This is a genomic window from Arachidicoccus sp. BS20, assembly GCF_001659705.1.
GTDB lineage: Bacteria > Bacteroidota > Bacteroidia > Chitinophagales > Chitinophagaceae > Arachidicoccus.
On record NZ_CP015971.1, the window covers coordinates 967,828 to 984,715 of the forward strand.

General features: G+C 36.0%; 14 protein-coding genes. 8 read left to right on the plus strand and 6 right to left on the minus strand.

What is annotated here, in order from left to right; translation table 11 throughout:
- Nucleotides 1-24: 24 nt before the first annotated feature.
- Complete coding sequence (locus A9P82_RS04385; protein WP_082915227.1) at nucleotides 25-1,116, plus strand: DUF3810 domain-containing protein; 1,092 nt, start codon at nucleotides 25-27, stop codon at nucleotides 1,114-1,116.
- Nucleotides 1,117-1,118: 2 nt separating this feature from the next.
- Here the strand turns inward: A9P82_RS04385 and A9P82_RS04390 are convergent, their stop codons facing one another.
- A complete protein-coding gene (locus A9P82_RS04390) occupies nucleotides 1,119-2,240 on the minus strand; it encodes a glycosyltransferase (RefSeq protein ID WP_066204538.1) in 1,122 nt (373 codons plus the stop codon).
- A gap of 118 nt (nucleotides 2,241-2,358) precedes the next feature.
- On the opposite strand from A9P82_RS04390, the gene A9P82_RS04395 reads away from it, so the two are divergent.
- Both A9P82_RS04395 and A9P82_RS04400 read left to right on the plus strand, forming a co-directional pair.
- Nucleotides 2,359-2,784, plus strand: coding sequence for a DUF1573 domain-containing protein (locus A9P82_RS04395; protein WP_066204540.1), 426 nt, complete (start codon nucleotides 2,359-2,361; stop codon nucleotides 2,782-2,784).
- Nucleotides 2,785-2,826: 42 nt separating this feature from the next.
- On the plus strand, nucleotides 2,827-3,225 hold the full coding sequence (locus A9P82_RS04400; protein WP_066204543.1) for a DUF1573 domain-containing protein: 399 nt from the start codon (nucleotides 2,827-2,829) through the stop codon (nucleotides 3,223-3,225).
- 85 nt (nucleotides 3,226-3,310) lie between these two features.
- Here A9P82_RS04400 and A9P82_RS04405 read toward each other — a convergent pair whose 3' ends face one another.
- Complete coding sequence (locus A9P82_RS04405) at nucleotides 3,311-3,745, minus strand: FKBP-type peptidyl-prolyl cis-trans isomerase (RefSeq protein WP_082915228.1); 435 nt, start codon at nucleotides 3,743-3,745, stop codon at nucleotides 3,311-3,313.
- A gap of 592 nt (nucleotides 3,746-4,337) precedes the next feature.
- Between A9P82_RS04405 and A9P82_RS04410 the strand changes: the two genes are divergently transcribed.
- The 5 genes from A9P82_RS04410 (at nucleotide 4,338) to A9P82_RS04430 (ending at nucleotide 11,350) form a co-directional block, all read left to right on the plus strand.
- Complete coding sequence (locus A9P82_RS04410) at nucleotides 4,338-5,420, plus strand: DUF4221 family protein (RefSeq protein WP_066204546.1); 1,083 nt, start codon at nucleotides 4,338-4,340, stop codon at nucleotides 5,418-5,420.
- A gap of 37 nt (nucleotides 5,421-5,457) precedes the next feature.
- Entirely contained in the window at nucleotides 5,458-6,288 is an 831-nt protein-coding gene (locus A9P82_RS04415; protein ID WP_066202942.1) for an IS982 family transposase, read from the plus strand.
- A 126-nt stretch (nucleotides 6,289-6,414) separates the two neighbouring features.
- A complete protein-coding gene (locus tag A9P82_RS04420; RefSeq protein WP_066204549.1) occupies nucleotides 6,415-6,885 on the plus strand; it encodes a hypothetical protein in 471 nt (156 codons plus the stop codon).
- Nucleotides 6,882-9,281: an outer membrane beta-barrel protein gene (locus A9P82_RS04425; protein WP_066204550.1), complete on the plus strand. Its 2,400-nt coding sequence runs from the start codon at nucleotides 6,882-6,884 to the stop codon at nucleotides 9,279-9,281. Before A9P82_RS04420 ends, A9P82_RS04425 begins: the two co-directional genes overlap by 4 nt.
- Nucleotides 9,282-9,388: 107 nt before the next feature.
- Nucleotides 9,389-11,350: a M1 family metallopeptidase gene (locus tag A9P82_RS04430; RefSeq protein WP_066204552.1), complete on the plus strand. Its 1,962-nt coding sequence runs from the start codon at nucleotides 9,389-9,391 to the stop codon at nucleotides 11,348-11,350.
- A 50-nt stretch (nucleotides 11,351-11,400) separates the two neighbouring features.
- Here the strand turns inward: A9P82_RS04430 and A9P82_RS04435 are convergent, their stop codons facing one another.
- From A9P82_RS04435 to A9P82_RS04450, 4 genes are all read right to left on the minus strand, one after another.
- On the minus strand, nucleotides 11,401-13,971 hold the full coding sequence (locus A9P82_RS04435) for a phosphoenolpyruvate carboxylase (RefSeq protein ID WP_066204555.1): 2,571 nt from the start codon (nucleotides 13,969-13,971) through the stop codon (nucleotides 11,401-11,403).
- 122 nt (nucleotides 13,972-14,093) lie between these two features.
- Nucleotides 14,094-15,176, minus strand: a complete 1,083-nt coding sequence (locus tag A9P82_RS04440) for a mannose-1-phosphate guanylyltransferase (RefSeq protein WP_231891228.1) — start codon at nucleotides 15,174-15,176, stop codon at nucleotides 14,094-14,096.
- A 54-nt stretch (nucleotides 15,177-15,230) separates the two neighbouring features.
- Nucleotides 15,231-16,256: an aldo/keto reductase gene (locus tag A9P82_RS04445; protein WP_066204559.1), complete on the minus strand. Its 1,026-nt coding sequence runs from the start codon at nucleotides 16,254-16,256 to the stop codon at nucleotides 15,231-15,233.
- A gap of 150 nt (nucleotides 16,257-16,406) precedes the next feature.
- Nucleotides 16,407-16,817: a hypothetical protein gene (locus A9P82_RS04450; RefSeq protein ID WP_066204562.1), complete on the minus strand. Its 411-nt coding sequence runs from the start codon at nucleotides 16,815-16,817 to the stop codon at nucleotides 16,407-16,409.
- Nucleotides 16,818-16,888 lie beyond the last annotated feature (71 nt).

The window sequence follows — 16,888 nt, forward strand, 5'->3', positions numbered from 1 at the left end:
GATGTATGATTTATTTTTGAACGAATGATGAAAAAATTTTTTAAGCAAAGAAAGAATATCACATTAATCGTTTTGCTCTTATTGTGCGCGTTGCTTAGTCTTTTTTCACGAAGCGAAACTTTGGTCGAAAATTGGTACGCGACGGGCATTTATCCTTTTATCGGAAAAACGATGAGAAGCATTTTCGGAAAAATTCCGTTCAGCATCGGCGATGTGTTTTATACAATATTCTTCGCGTTTGTTTTATTCAGAATAGTTCGGTTCTTTATAAAATTATTCAAAAGAAAAATTGATAAAACATATCTCGCAAAATCAATCTACACGCTACTTTTCACGGTTTTGACGGTTTATTTTCTGTTTTATGCTCTTTGGGGAATGAATTATTCAAGACAAGGAATTGCACATCAATTGCAACTCAATATTTCCCAAAAATATTCTACCAAACAATTGGATTCGCTGGTAAAAAATCTGGTTGTAAAAACAAATGCCGGAAGAATTTTGCTTGGCAAAAAAGCAATTTATCCCAATAACCAAACAATGTTCAATGAGGCATTGCAGGCTTATGCGAATATTGAGAAAACATATCCGTTTTTGCATTATGAAGCTAAAAGTGTAAAAACATCTGTTTACAATATGCTCAACAGTTATTTGGGTACTGCCGGATATTACAATCCCTTCACGGGCGAAGCGCAGGTAAACACAGCCTTACCAAAGTTTGGACTACCTTATACAACTTGCCACGAAATGGCGCACCAGCTTGGTTATGCCACGGAAGACGAAGCAAATTTTGTAGGTTATCTTGCGGCATCAAATTCTTTCGACCCTTTGTTCAAATATTCGGCTTATCTCAATTTGTATGAATATGCAAATTGGGAATTGTGGCAAAGAGATTCTGCGCTGGCAAAAAATAATTATAAAATGCTGGATACACTCGTAAAGGCGGATTTGTATGAACAACGCAACTACATCAAAGCTCACGAAAATCCTGTTGAAAAGCTTACGACCAAAATTTACAGCCAATATTTAAAAGCCAATCATCAACCGCAAGGCATCAACACTTATAATTTAGTTACGGCATGGCTGATTGCTTATGAAAGAAAATACAAGGCTTTGTAATATTATGCCTCAAATATCCAGTTCATCAGCTTTTGCTTGTTGGCATCATAGTCAAATGTTGCCGCTACAGCAAGTCCTTTTTCAATATGCGTAGCGCGCATCATTTCCGATTTATACATGGCAATCATTCCCTGGGCGATATCCGTATAACTTTTTCCTAAAAAATAGTAGGGCGCGTCGTCTGCAATTTCTTTAATAGAATTACTAGTATAGGTAAGCGCCGGAGTTCCGCACTGAAACGATTCCAGTAAATAAGGCAAATCACTGTCTCTTCCTGTAAGCATCAAAAATCCGTAAGCGGCAGCAAGCAGCAGATGGTAATCTTCACGTGCCATTTGAGAATAGAAAACCACGTCTTCCCTGAAATGATAAGTCGAAAAAATTTCTTTAAATTTTGCATTGTTCAACAGCTCCTCAGACGCCAGCAATACCAGCTTCATAGAACTTTTTTGCCATTTTTTGAAATAAGAAAATGCCTTTAAATAAAGTACGATTTCAGTAATATCGTCGCCGGAAGATTTCAGCAAAAAATATTCTTCTCCATTGCTGAATGCGGCTTTTGCTTTTTCACGTTCGTCCCAGTTCAGCACACTAAAAATCTTTCTTGGCAAAGGATAAAGTGTTTTTATTTTCGCCGACAAGCAGCTATTCAAAATGGTTGCCAGCGTGTCAATCGCAGACTCGGAATAGGTAAAAACCAAACTCGCATACGTTACATTTTTGGCAATCTTTTTCAGGCTAAGCTGTTGCCATTTTGTTGCATTTTTGGGATTTACAAAATAATCCGTACCGAAAAGCAGCATAATTTGCGGCTGTCTTATCAGCTTATGAGAACCAAGCAATCCGTTCAGGTAAATTATTTTATCTGCCCGAAGTTGCTTAATGATTTTGGGCAATGATATGCTATACCAAAGCTTCATCATCATTTCTTTATTGTCCGGGGCATTTACGACATAGAGAACATCTTTAGATACATCGTCGAGTGGTACAAAATTTTCTTCATCTATCACTTCTATCAAAGTATTTCCTCTTGCCAAAAATTCATCCGCAATAATATTATATACATAGGTGGCATAGGAATATTCACTCAGTGATTCTTTTTGTTTAATAATTAAGCACTGCATAAGGCAAAGTTAAATATCATATCAAGATTATTATCCGATTTCGATTAATGAAGAGTTAGCATTATTTTTGTCATGCTAAGCAATCAGCATTGCGCAAAAATAATTCATCAAATCGATTATGTATAAAATATTTTTTCTATTTCTCACAACCGTTTGTTATATCGGCGCCACAGCGCAAACCATAAAACATACACCTCCGGTAAACGGTTATAAATATGTACATATAGATGATGCCGACCATGATTTCGGCAATATCGAATACGGAAAAACCGTCAAATATACCGTAAAGATGAAGAATATCAGTAATGATACATTGGCATTGACCAACGTAGTTGTAAGTTGCGGTTGCACAACGCCGGAATACAAAAAAGGCTCATATCCGCCGGGAGCGGAAATGGATATAACAATAGGCTTTAACGGATACGAAGAAGGCAATTTTCAAAAAAACTTGAGTATCTTATTTCAAGACAATAAAGTAGGGCAAATTGTAAAAACATTACACTTCAAAGGCACAGGCATTAAAAAAGATAAAGACACACAATAAACTTTAACTGGTAAAATATATCTAACATAAAAAAATACGAAAATGAAAAAAATAATCTTCGCGGTATTATTCATTTGCGCAGGCGCAACAGCCACAATGGCTCAGGAAAAAGAACAAAATACACCGGTTCCCCAAGCCAAGTTTAGCGAGTTAAGACATCAGTTCGGCAATATTCCGCAAGGCGTTCCGGCAACAACCATTTTTACTTTTGAAAACAAAGGAAAAACGCCGTTGGTTATAGAAACGGCAACAGCAACTTGCGGATGTACAACGCCGGTATATCCCAAAAAACCTATTCTTGCAGGTAAAAAAGGCGAAATTAAAGTTACTTACAATGCCGCGGCTGTGGGGCATTTTGTACGCTCGGTTGATGTAAAATTTGCACAGGCTCAACGCCCCGTCAATTTATCGATTGAAGGTACAGTAGATGAAAAAAAATAATTTTCTTTATCTATAAAAAAAGAAATAGCGGACTCAGAAAAATGAGTCCGCTATTTCTTTTTGCATTCACATCTGCAATCAAAGGCTATGAAACCCCCAGCAATTCCACATCAAATATCAATGTAGAATTTGCACCTATTTCCGCACTTACAGCACGGTTTCCATAAGCCAGATGCGAAGGAATGTAGAAACGGAATTTGCTGCCTACATTCATCAGTTGCAAGCCTTCCGTCCAGCCTTTAATAACTCTGTTCAACGGAAAAGTTGCCGGCTGTCCGCGCTGCACCGAACTGTCGAAAATAGTACCGTTTATCAGCGTTCCGTGATAATGACAAGTTACATTGCTTGTTACAGTTGGCTTTGCACCGTCGCCTTCTTTCAATACTTCGTATTGCAAACCGCTTTCCAATGCAATTACATTTTCCTTCTTTGCATTTTCTGCAAGAAACTCCTCCCCTGCTTTTAAATTGGCTGTTGCTTTTTCCTGATTTTTTTGAAATAAAATATCTGCTATACCCATAAAAAATTTTTATGCAAAAGTACTGTTTGAACTCTTTTATTTAATAAGCATAACCGAAATATTAATAACATATTATAAATTAATTTATATTTAATTTATAATCAAATACATATAAAATATTATTTTATCCTAAAAAAATAATTGTATTAAAAATTGTTTTTATTATAAAAAATAGATAGATTTGGCTATTATTTAACTTTTTTAAAGAAATAATTATGAAAAGATTATTAATTCCAATCTGCATGAGCGGCTTATTACTAATGTCCTTTAGCAGCATTAATGACATTTCTCCCAACATTGAAGAGCCGCCTGTTGGGGGTAACGGATGCTTAAATCGTCCTAGTGAAAACAATGGTCACTGTGTGGAAAGTACAGCTGATGGTACTACCACATATACTTGCGCAAATTCCGCTTGGTATCAAAGTAATGATTGCGTAAAATCTTCTTCTACTGAGCCTTCATAAGAGGATTGATTTGGAGGCTGTCTTGATTTTTTAGAAGGCAGCCTCTTTTATTTTGGAATAATAATAAATATATGGTTTATATATCTTATACTAAATCCCATTAAAAATTACATCTACATAAATTAAATATGAATAAAAAAGCAATAAAAATATTAACTTTTTTATTAAATCCTGTTTTAATCCTTTTTCTCTCATGCAATAATAACAATAATATTACCAATTGTACAGAATATAAAAATGAAAGAAAAGTCAATATATTATGTATAGATACGATTAAATTTTATATAGATAGCACATTGGTCATTGCGAACAGTACACCTCTTCAATATGATTCGGGCAAAGATATTTTAATAATCTATGACCAATATAACCATAGAATGTTGTTTTATAGCGAAATATTGAAAGAAAAAACTGTGTTATCTTCTGTTGTTAATTTTTATGTCAACACCAAAATCGATTTTTTTACTTTTATAAACGCGGATAGTTGTTATTGTTATTGTAACGACAATTCCAGTTTATTTATTTATTCAATAAAGAAGAAAAAAATAATTAAAAAGTATAACTTCTTTTCTGATAAAAGACCCTCTTTTGAATATGAGCCATCGCGCCCATTTGCAACAAATTGTTCTCCTATTGTTATTAATAACAATCTTGCTTATGGAATTGGTTATTTTGTTGGAGAAAACAGTAAAGAGCAACCATTACACCGTACAATATATTCTATTCTTGATTTGAAATCCGGAATAATTAAAACTTTAATCCCATATCCAAAGATATATTGGAATTATAATTGGGGTGGGAGCAATTATCGAATCACTTATTCAGCCTATAACCCAGACAACAATTCTACTGTCATTAGTTTGCCAGCAAGTCATAAAGCCCTTGAGATAGACAACACCTCTCTTAGCGTGATGCCATATGATGCAAGCAGTAGAAAAGACTTCTGTATTGTCCCTTTAGATATAAATAAGGAAGATAAAAATATGGATAATAGAAGGTTTTTATTTAATTATTACTTAGAAACTCCAAGTTATCGAAATATTATTTATGACAAATATCGTAATTTGTATTACAGATTCTTAGAAATACCAATTACTAAGCAAGGAAAAGAATATAAACAGATTGACCTCATATGCTTTGATAAATCATTCAACTATATAACCCAAGTTGCGGGTTATGGTATAAAAAGCGAAGAGCATCGAATAAAATAATAGTTTTGAGTTACCACACTTAAAACGGTATTTATCGATGCTCAACGGGGATAAAGTTATAAGAATATTTTGTTTGGTAGATGATTTATTAAAAGGAATTGGTCATCAGGAAGATGTACGTTGTCGAGTAAGCGATAGCGAAGTGATAACAACGGCAATCGTAGCGGCTCTTTATTTGGGGGGACATCATGATAATGCGAGAGGTTTTATGCAAATGACGGGCATGTGTCCTCAGATGTTGGACAAAAGCAGATACAACAGGCGTTTGCACAGATTAGAGCCATTGTTGTGCAGTATGTTTTTTCAGCTTGGCGGGTATTTGAAAGACATCAGCGGAGCAAGCAGTTATGTGATAGATTCCTTTCCTGTAGCGGTTTGCGACAATATAAGAATATCGCGCAGCAAGATGCTGAAAGGCAAACAATGGCGTGGCAGGCAAAGCAGTATGCGCAGATATTTTTACGGAGTAAAGGTGCAAGTGCTGACAACAGCGAAAGGCATACCGGTTGAATTTGGTTTTGTTCCCGGCAGTGAGAGCGATGTGCAGGCATTGAAAAAGCTGCCGTTAAGCGTAGCGCCTGAAAGTTGTATTTACGGCGATGCCGCTTATACGGATTACACCATCGAAGATGATATGTTGGAAGCAGAGAACATTCATTTAATGATTGGCAGGAAGTCCAACAGCAAAAGAAAGGATGAACCTTGGGTAAGATTTTTGAAAGAACACAGCAGAAAAAGAATTGAAACAACATTCAGCGAAATCAAAAATCTGTTCCTTAGAAAGATTCACGCTGTAACTTTTAAAGGTTTTTTACTGAAAATATTGATGTTTATTTTCGCTTATACCTTGAATAGACTTACTGATTAAATAGCAACTTGAATTATATAGGAGAAACCTTATTTCCCCAAGGGTTATCACTTGATAACTATTTTATCAACAAAAATGGAATATATTTTTTAAACTCTAACAATAAAAACTTAAACACTTGTGAATATGTCAAAGTTAAAATTACTATATAGATTGTTTTTCTCTATAATAATGGTTGTTTCATGTAACACAAAACAGAATTACGATGATGTGTCTGCAAACTTGAAAAAAATTGATAAAAAAGATAATTCATACTTATCAAAATATTATGTTGTGATTCCTAATCAGGGATGTGAAGGATGTATAAGTTACACAGAAGCGTTCGTAAGAGAAAACTATAATAAATATCAAAATTTAAAATTCATCTTTACGAGAATGAATAGTATAAAATTAGTTCTTGTCAGAGTTGGGCTTAATGCTCTAAGGAGTAATAAAATTATTTTAGACACTTTAAATATTTTTACATATCCCGAAGACAATAATAACATATATCCGGCAATCATTACAACAGATACGAAAAAGGTAATAAATATAGAATATCAAAGCCCGCAAAATGAGGGAATAGAACATCTATTAAGCAAATTGAATAAGAGATGAAGCATATCCTACTTTCTGCTATTATTTTGTTTTATGCGTCCCCCATCTTTTCACAGGAATATATTATAAAAGGTGTGACATTGGACTCATTAACGAATCAGCCATTGAGTTCTACTATCATAATATTGAATGCCAAGGATTCTTCTACAATCAAAAATATATCAGCCGATAATTTGGGGAATTTTAGTATATATATCGATTCTTCAACGGCAATTATCTTACATATAAAATGTTTGGGATATAAAGATTTATTCGTAAAATATACTCCTTCCAACCCATATTATCTAAAGGATAAAATATTTTTATTATCTCCTTCTTATCATACACTTAAAGATGTAACAATCTCAGGTAATACCAATGCCATGGAGATAACAGTTGATAAAATGATTTATTTAGTAGATAAAGATTCTTCCATAAAGAACAAAAGCGGATACGAAGCTGTATTAAAATTGCCTTTCTTTTTTCAATATGATAGAAATAAAATTGGGTATAAAAATGCTCAAAAATTTTTGGTACTTTTAAATGGACTGCACTATAAAGCTTTCAATGACAACTTATCAAATGCCTTAAAGGTTATTCCTGTCGATTTAATAAAAAAAATAGAAGTCAACACACTCCCTCCCGAGAAATACAGAAGTGAGGGGTACGCTGTAATTGTGAATATTGTAACTAACGGCTATCTAAAAGGAATAATAGGAAATAATAATGTTGATTTGACTTACACTAAACAAAATATAAATGGAAGTTATCAGCCGTTTCTTTATTATCAAAAAAATAAATTAGGAATTCAGTTAAATATATATGGAAGCAAAGATGGCACATTATCTCAAATACATAACAACATTATACTTTCAAATAATGGAGAAACAAACATTCAGCAAACAAATACTTCTCAAAATAGGAAAACAAAACTAATAGACGGAGACCTGTCTTTAAACTATATGTTTGATAGCAGTTTAGACGCTACAATATATTCAAAAATAGGAAAAAGCATTAGTAATAGAGACGGGAAAAATTTTTACTCTATTAAAAATGATATAACAGATAGTACATACAATTTATTTCTATTAGACAAAAATCAATTTACATCTTATGAATTGGGAGGAGACATTACAAAATCATTTAGTAAAAGTCGGAAATTAAATTTTTCTTTTCGAAATGTTCGAAGCATACCCAATTCATCCACTAATATCTTCAATCAGGATAATTCTTTTTTGATGGGTTCTTATGAAAAAGATGCTGAGAATGATTTAAGTTTTGAGATTAGTTATAATTCGCCAATATTCAAAAAATTACAATGGGAAACTTTCTTTCGATATATAAACAGAAATTACAACGATTCATATACTTCTGATTCTATCATTGATAATATAGAGCAAACACGTGCATATAAAGTTGGGATAGGAACCTATCAACAGGAAATTATATGGGCATACCAAGGATTTACTTATCGACAAAAGTCTTTCCTAATCAAACTTGGAGGCAATATAGATAAATCTCTATATAAATCTACTCTTAATGAAAATAATGTATTATTTACTACAAAATATAACTTTCTACCTTCGCTTATATTTAGAATAAAGCCATCAAAAAGAAAAAACAATATATTCTATCTTAAATATAATAGAGATGTTCGAAGAGCTGCTGACAAAATTCTCGGCATTAGCGTTAATTATTACGACCCGCAAACAATTGTTATCGGCAATAACAAATTGACCCAACAAATACTGAATAAGATAGCCGTAGGCTTAGAAAGCAGTATAAATATTTCTAAAACAAATACTGTTTCCTATTATATAGAGGATAACTACAATTATATTCCCGACAATTTCGCATCATATATTTATTTTGATAGTACCACTTCCCAAACCATTTACCAATATAAAAATATTGGAGCTTCAAAAAGTTTTGACATTATAACTGGATTCAATTTGAACCTAAAGAATAAGATTTTTATAGATATGTACAATAGTTTATCAATTTATTCATTGCGCAATCAAATAGATAATATTGTTTATAATGGCAATTTGAATCAGTTAAACTGCAATATTCGTTATTCTATTTTAAAAAATATAAATATTTCATTTATTAGCCGTTATATAAGTAACGCTCCGTCTTATCAAGGTAAACAAATATATTCTTCCAATTATACACTGTCAATATCCAAGACAGTAATAAAAAATAGAGGCTCTATTACTGCTTATTTTGAAAACTTCTTAAATAAAAATATTAAAGAAGGAACAGAAATATCTGGTATCGGATTTTCTCGCTATAATTTCACATATACGCCTGCTTTAAAATTTGGTATTTCATTTAATTTCAGACTGGGAAATTTAAAGGTTGGAGAACCAAGAGAACAAAAAAGATTAAGTAATGATGATTTAAAAGCAAATTAAAAACAATACTACACATAACATACATATTGTATTTTTTATCTTGTCATAATTTAAGAAAAGGCTTAAAACATTTATATTTGGTTTTTCTCTGTTAAAAAATCTCTATCATGCGTACATCTTTATTATCATTGTGTTTTGCGGGCGTCGCTTTGACTGCAAGCGCGCAACATTACAATCCGCGGGAAGCATTTGCTCCTGATTTTTATACAAGCAACGGCAATTCCTTCCGTAGTGCAAACGGTGCGCCGGGCGGCAATTATTGGCAAAACAAAGTTGATTACCGGCTCAATGTTTCTTTTGACACAACTTCCAATATTTTGAGCGGAACAGAAGAAATCAATTACATCAACAACAGTCCTGACAATCTTGATTATCTATGGTTTGAGCTTGACCAAAATAATGACAGAGAAGACTCGCGCGCGCATGCTCTTGCCGGCGCGGCAGGCTTGAAAGTTTCTGAGGATAAGGGTTTCAAGTTCAAACAGATTCAAGTATTTCAAAACGGAGAATGGCAAAATGCTGATTATTTGATTAACGACACTCGTATGCAATTGCGTTTGAAAAATGCGCTTGCAGCAAAAAGTACGTTGAAAATACGCATTGCTTATTCATTCAAATTATTAAAATCTTCGGCGGGCGACCGCGCCGGAATTCTGGAAACGAAAAACGGGAAAATTTATGATTTCGGTTATTGGTTTCCACGTTTATGTGTATATGATGATTTGTTGGGTTGGAACACTTTGCCATTCATCGGCAGCGGCGAATTTTATTTCGAGTACGGCGATATAGACTACAAAATTACAGCGCCCGCAAATATGTTAGCAGTTGGTTCGGGCGAATTATTAAATGGAAACGAAGTCTTTAATTCAACAATTATAAACAACATTGCCGAAGCAAAAAAATCAGAAAAGACCGTCATTATCCGCTCTGCTGAAGATGTAGAAAAAGGCATCTCTCCTACGAAGAAAAGTTCAGGAAACGTAACCTGGCATTTTGCCATGAAAAACACGCGCGACGTAGCTTTTGCGCTTTCCAAAGCATTTATTTATGACGGCGCTAAAACTGATTTACCAAGCGGAAAAACAGTCTTCTCTCAATCTGTTTATCCGGTGGAAGGCATTAAAGGAAAAAGCGATTGGACACGTGCAACGGAATATTTAAAAGCATCGGTAGAAGATTTTTCAAAACGCTGGTTTGAGTTTCCTTATCCAGAAGCGGTAAACGTAGGCGGACCTATCGGCGGTATGGAATTTCCGGCATTGGCATTTGACCATTACAAAGGCAACGGCAAAGGTTTCTGGTCATTGGTTTCTCACGAGATTGGTCATACATGGTATCCGATGATTGACGGTTCGAACGAGCGTCGCTATCCTTTTATGGACGAGGGATTTAACACATTCATCGATATTTATTCTCAGCGTGATTTCAACAACGGCGAGTTTGCGCCCAAGCGCGATGGAGAATATGCACCAAAAGGCGGCAATCCGGCGGATGAAATTGTACCGGTAATTAAGGCTTTACAAAATGGCGCAACATTACTTACTCCTCCCGACTGGTACGATTCTAAAGACGTGCACCCGCTGGCATATTTTAAAGCAGCATTTGGATTGGTTTTGCTGCGCGATGTAATTCTCGACAGCGCGCGTTTTGATTATGCGTTTCGCACTTACTCAAAAAACTGGGCGTTCAAACATCCTTCGCCAACAGATTTTTTCAGGACAATGGACAACGCCGCGGGCGAAGATTTAACCTGGTTCTGGCGCGGTTGGTTTGCTAATAACTGGTTACTGGACCAAGCCATTACTTCCGTGAAATATAAAGATGATGATGTGTCAAAAGGCGCATTGGTTACGATTGAAAACAAAGAACAATTACCAATGCCTGTAAGCGTTGAAATAAAAGAAGAGAATGGTAAAACGCAAACCATTCATCTCCCTGTGGAAATATGGCAGCGCAGCGGCACATGGACTTTACTCGCTCCCACGACTTCAAAAGTAACCGATATTATTCTTGACCCGCAACACCAATTGCCGGATATTGACAGAAGTAATAATGAGTGGAAAGGATAAAAAAAACGCAGGCTTGATGCCTGCGTTTTTTTTAATTATTATCATCCTTCTTACGCCGAATTTCTTCCTGCATTGATGATACCGAAAGAGCAACGCATAATCAGCTTTTCATATACTTCTTTTAAATTGCTTTTGGCGCCGGATTGTTCAAGCTCCGTGTATTTGTGCAAGCCGAATTGCTGAATAGTTACAAGCGGCAGTACTATACGTTCGCGCATTTGAATAGACAAAGACTCTACAGGATAATTCGCCATCAGTTCTGTTTGTCCGCTGAGGCGTAATACCATTTTTTCGGTAAGTAAATATTCCTCGTAAATCTTTTTCCAAATCTCGCCGTACTTAGGGTGCTTTGCATGAAATTGTGTCAATGGAAAGAAACATTTTTTCATAGACATTTCACTGTTATCAATCAGCGCACGGAAGAATAATGAATTTTTGTACAAATCTTTCAAAGCCTTGAATTTGCCCGCTTTTTCCAGCTTTTGCAAAGCTGTTCCAACACCATAATAGCCTGTTACATTTTGTTTTAACTGGCTCCATGCGCCCACGTAAGGAATAGCCCGTAAATCGTTCAATGTGAGTTTTGCCGAAGCGTTCCTTTTGGTTGGACGACTGCCGATATTGGTGGCACCATAAAACTTCAAGGGACTTGCGTAAGAAAGATATTCCATGAAATAAGGATGCTCTTTTAACTCGCTGTACGAAGCAAAACCCTCTTCAGAAAGCTGAGACAATAAGGTTTCCTCCTCTTTGGTCAATGTTTCTTTTTTGGAAAATAAAACATCGTTTGAAATGCCTGCGTTTAACAATTGCTCGATGTTGTATTGGGCAGATTGTACTGTTCCAAAATTGGAACTTACAGTTTGTCCCTGCACAGTTACCTGAATTTCTTTATTCTCAATATTGCTGCCCATTGATGCATAAAACTTATGGGTTTTTCCACCACCGCGCGCCGGCGGACCGCCGCGTCCGTCGAAGAACACTACATTAATGTCGTATTTTCTCGAAATGCGCGTAAGCTCTTCTTTCGCTTTATAAATGCACCAGTTAGCCATGAGGTAACCACCGTCTTTTGTACCATCGGAAAAGCCAAGCATAATGCTTTGCGTATTATTGCGATGCTGCAAATGATTGCGATAAGTTTTGTTGTTGTACAATTTTTCCATCACTTCGCCGGCAGTTTGCAAATCTTCAATCGTTTCAAACAGAGGAAGAATATCTACCGAATGCTCTTTCTTTTCCCAGCCGCTTAATTTAAGCAAACCATAAACTTCCATTACATCTAACAAACTTGTGCAATGGCTGATGATGTAACGGTTACAGCCAAATTCGCCGTTCATTTTCTGAATGGCTTTCATGGCTTTCATCGATTCAAAAGTATCAATAAAAACAGGTTCTTTCAGCAGCTTTTCATTTGCGGGCTTTTTGATTTTTATAATCACATCTACTTTTTCTTCTTCGGAAAGCGAAGTATAATTTTTGGGCAAACCGTTTTCCGTTTCGCTCAAATGCTGCATCAGTCTTTGATGTACACCGCTGTCCTGACGAATGTCAATAGTTGCGAAATAAATTCCGAAAATGTTTATTTTCCCAATTAAATCATCAATCAATCTCACGAACAGTCCATTGTGCTGTTCAATAATTTTTGTCCGCAATTTTCTTAATGAATCCAGCAGCCACTCTTCCGTAATTTTTATATCTTTATTTTGCTCCAGCAATACGGCATGAAATGCTTTTTCCATTGCCTCAACATCTTCTCCCACACCTTTAAAAGTCAATCTGCGTTTGAGTTTGCGAATATCTCTGTAATAGCAAAACAAAATAGACTGATGCAGTTGTTCTGCCACCTGAACCGTTGTATTGCTGTTCACATAAGGGTTTCCGTCCCTATCGCCGCCGGGCCAAAAGCCCATACGGATGATGGAATTTTTCTCAAACAACATTTCTGGAAACTGCATTTGCAAGTCGGCAACGATTTTGCCCGCAGCCTGATAAAACACATTTTCCAAGTACCAAATCAAACTCAACGCTTCATCGTAAGGCGTAGGCTTTTTCTTTTTTAAGAAAGGTGTTTTTGCCAACTGCACCAAATAATCGTTGATGTTTTGGGTATTATTGGAATTTAAAGCAGAAGCCAAATCATTGATAATACCCAAGACTTCGCCGGGATAGAACTGCGTGGGATGCGCCGTCAACACAAGTCTCACAGAAAAATCTTTTACCTTTTCGGCAAGCGCTGCCTGCTTATCCTGAAGTTCAGTTTGCGCGCGCAACTGTTTCATAGTTCCCTGTCCCGAAACATCCTGAATATCGGCAAATGAAGCATCTTCCAAAGCATCGAATAATACTACCTGCCGCTCGATATATTGGATAAAACGAAACAGCATATCGAGCTGCTCCCGCTCATCTTCATAAGTTGAGTATTGCTGCAAAAAAGTCTCAATCAACTCAACCGGGCTTTGCGATTTTTTATACCCTTCTTCGCAATGAATCAAAAATAAAGACAACCAAACACCCGTCTTTTCAATACGATGAAAAGGCAACGACGTAAACAAACTGTTGTATAACTGAAAACGTAAACCGACTTTATTTCTGAATTGTAACAGTGAACTGTTTTGCATGATAATGTTTGTTTATAAATTAAGTTTTTAGTTATATTTATAGGATTCCCGCTTTCGCGGAAATGATGTGCAGGACCGTCCCTATTTGTCGTTCTGCATCTTCTATACGCCGTTGCGTGAAACTACAAATACTTATGTGCATTTCGTTGTTCCAGTTTCTTCATCACATCTTTGATTTCCTGCTCTTTTGTTTTTGGATAAATCAACAGTACATCCTGCTTATCTACAATAATAAAATCTTCCAAACCATCAACCACTACAAGCTTTTCCTTATGTGCCGAAATGATGGAATTTTTTGTATTTGACAATAAAATATTTTCCTGTGCAATCACTACATTTTCATTCTCATCTTTATCTTTCACACTCCAGAGCGAAGCCCAAGTACCCAAATCGCTCCAACCCATATCTGCCGGAACGGTATAAACATTTTCCGCCTTTTCCATAATTGCGTAGTCGATGGAAATATTGGGGCTTTTCGGATAATTTTCTTTAATAAATTCCTCTTCTTGCGCCGTGTTGTAAAACTCCATTCCGCTTTTGAAAAGCTTATACACATCGGGCGCATATTTCTCAAACGCATCAATCGCGTCTTTCGCTTTCCAAATGAATATGCCCGCGTTCCACAAATAATCGCCCGAAGCAATGTATTGCTTTGCCGTTTCTAAATTCGGTTTTTCTTTAAAGGATAAAACCTTTTTTACTTCATTATCATCTTGTGCAAAATGAATGTAACCGTAACCTGTATCAGGTCGAGTAGGATGAATACCGAGTGTCAGTAAAGCATTATTTTCCTTAGCAAAATCAATGGCTTTGGAAAGTTTATTATAATAAACATCTTCTTTTAAAATCAATTGGTCTGACGGAAGAATTGCCATAACGGCATCAGGATTTTTCTTATACAACTTAAAAGCCGCATAAGCAATACAAGGCGCGGTATTGTTGCGCGAAGGCTCGGTCAAAATGTTTTCTGTCAGTACACCTTCAAGATGGTCTGCAACCAATTCTTCATACGCTTTGTTGGTAAGAATAAGAATGTCTTCCAATGAAGAAAATTTTTTTGCGCGGTTCCATGTCATCTCAAGCAAAGAATTTCCCGCACCTAAAATATCCACAAACTGTTTTGGTAATGCCTGGCGGCTTTGGGGCCAGAAACGGCTGCCGATGCCGCCTGCCATAATAATCGTGTAAATGTTTTTTGAGATCATCACATTTTGGAGTTAAATTAAATTTTTTAAATTATAAACCGGTCAGTTAGTTTTTTATCTCTTTATTATCTTATTATAAAATCCGCCGAAATTATTTTGCTTCACACCTGCCTCGTTAAAAAAATCGCCGGGAAAGCCAAGTTCAATTTTACTTATACTATCCAGCCTTTCCATTTGTGCGGATGAAAGCGAAATGTTTACAACCTGCAGATTATCTTCCAACTGCGACAGCTTTGTAGCGCCAACAATAGGAATTACAGAAATGTTTTGTTGGCGAATCCATTGCATTGCCACGCTTGAAGGAGAAATACCCAGTTCATCCGCAATGGCAACGACCTCTTTTGTAATGGCAATACTGCGCTCATTCAGTCTTTTACTTTCGGGCTTAATTCTTCCTTGTTCGCCACGCAAATATTTTCCTGTCAATGCACCGCCTGCCAAGGGTGCCCAAGGCAACAACGTCATTCCATAATGTTTTGCCATCGGGATTAATTCACGCTCGGGCGTGCGCTGCAACAAACTGTATTCTACCTGCAAACCAACAAACCGGCTCCAGCCCATTAATTCGGCATAAGTATTTCCTTTGGAAATAACCCACGCAGGCGTATCGCTGATGGCGATGTAATTGACTTTGCCTTGCGAAATCAAATCGTCCAAACCGCGCATCACTTCTTCAACCGGCGTAAGGTCGTCCCAAATATGCAGATAAAGCACATCGATAAAATTCGTCTGCAAACGTTTCAGGCTCGCCTCAACGCTTCGCATCATATTCTTGCGATTGTTACCGGAAGCGTTTGGGTTTGTTTCATTATCTTTCAAAGAATATTTTGTGGCAATCACAAAAAAATCTCTGTCCACACCTACATTCTGTATGTAATTGCCGATAATTTTTTCGCTTGTTCCAAGCTTGTAAATATTTGCCGTATCTATAAAATTGCCGCCGGCTTCCGCAAATTTGTCCATTATTTTAAAGCTTTCCGCTTCATTCGCTCCCCAGCCCGCTTCTGTGCCAAAACCCATCGTACCGAGACAGAGTTCAGAAACTTTTAACCCGCTTTTTCCTAAGAGTTGATACTTCATTAACACACATTTTTATATCCTTACAAAGGTGTCTCAAAGCGATTAACTTTCCAAGAAAATAAAAGTACTTTTTAAAACGCCGCAGTACAATTTAGACTATGCAAGAAATATGAGAAAACCCTATAACGAAGAAGTGCAGCCCGGTAAAAGCTATTTTTTCTTTTTTGCGACTTTAGCGATAGCAGAGTTTTTCTCGAGCAGCGCAATAATTTTATTTTGCACTTCTACCGTTTGTTCTAAAAATTGTATCTGCTTGTCTTTTTGTGCAACTGCATTTTGCAGTATTTGGATCTCATTAAGCATTTTTTCCAAAGAAGCATTTGCTTTTTCGTCATCGCTTGCAACCAACGATTTCAAAGAATCTTCCGTAAAAAACTCTTTAAAAAAATTGTAATGAAGCAACTCACTAAGTTTCAGTAAAATGCCCGTGTCAATGGTTTCTCTTTTGAAAATGGCATAAAGATTTTGTCTTGAAGTGTTCAATTTCTCGTACAGTTCTTTCCGCCGCACGCCGTTGCGTTTTGTTTCTCTTTCAATAATGCGTCCGATGTGAATTGACATGGTACAAAATTCTAAAAACGAGGCGCATATCATTAAACAAATTGCATCATTAAAATATACAATTAGTAAAA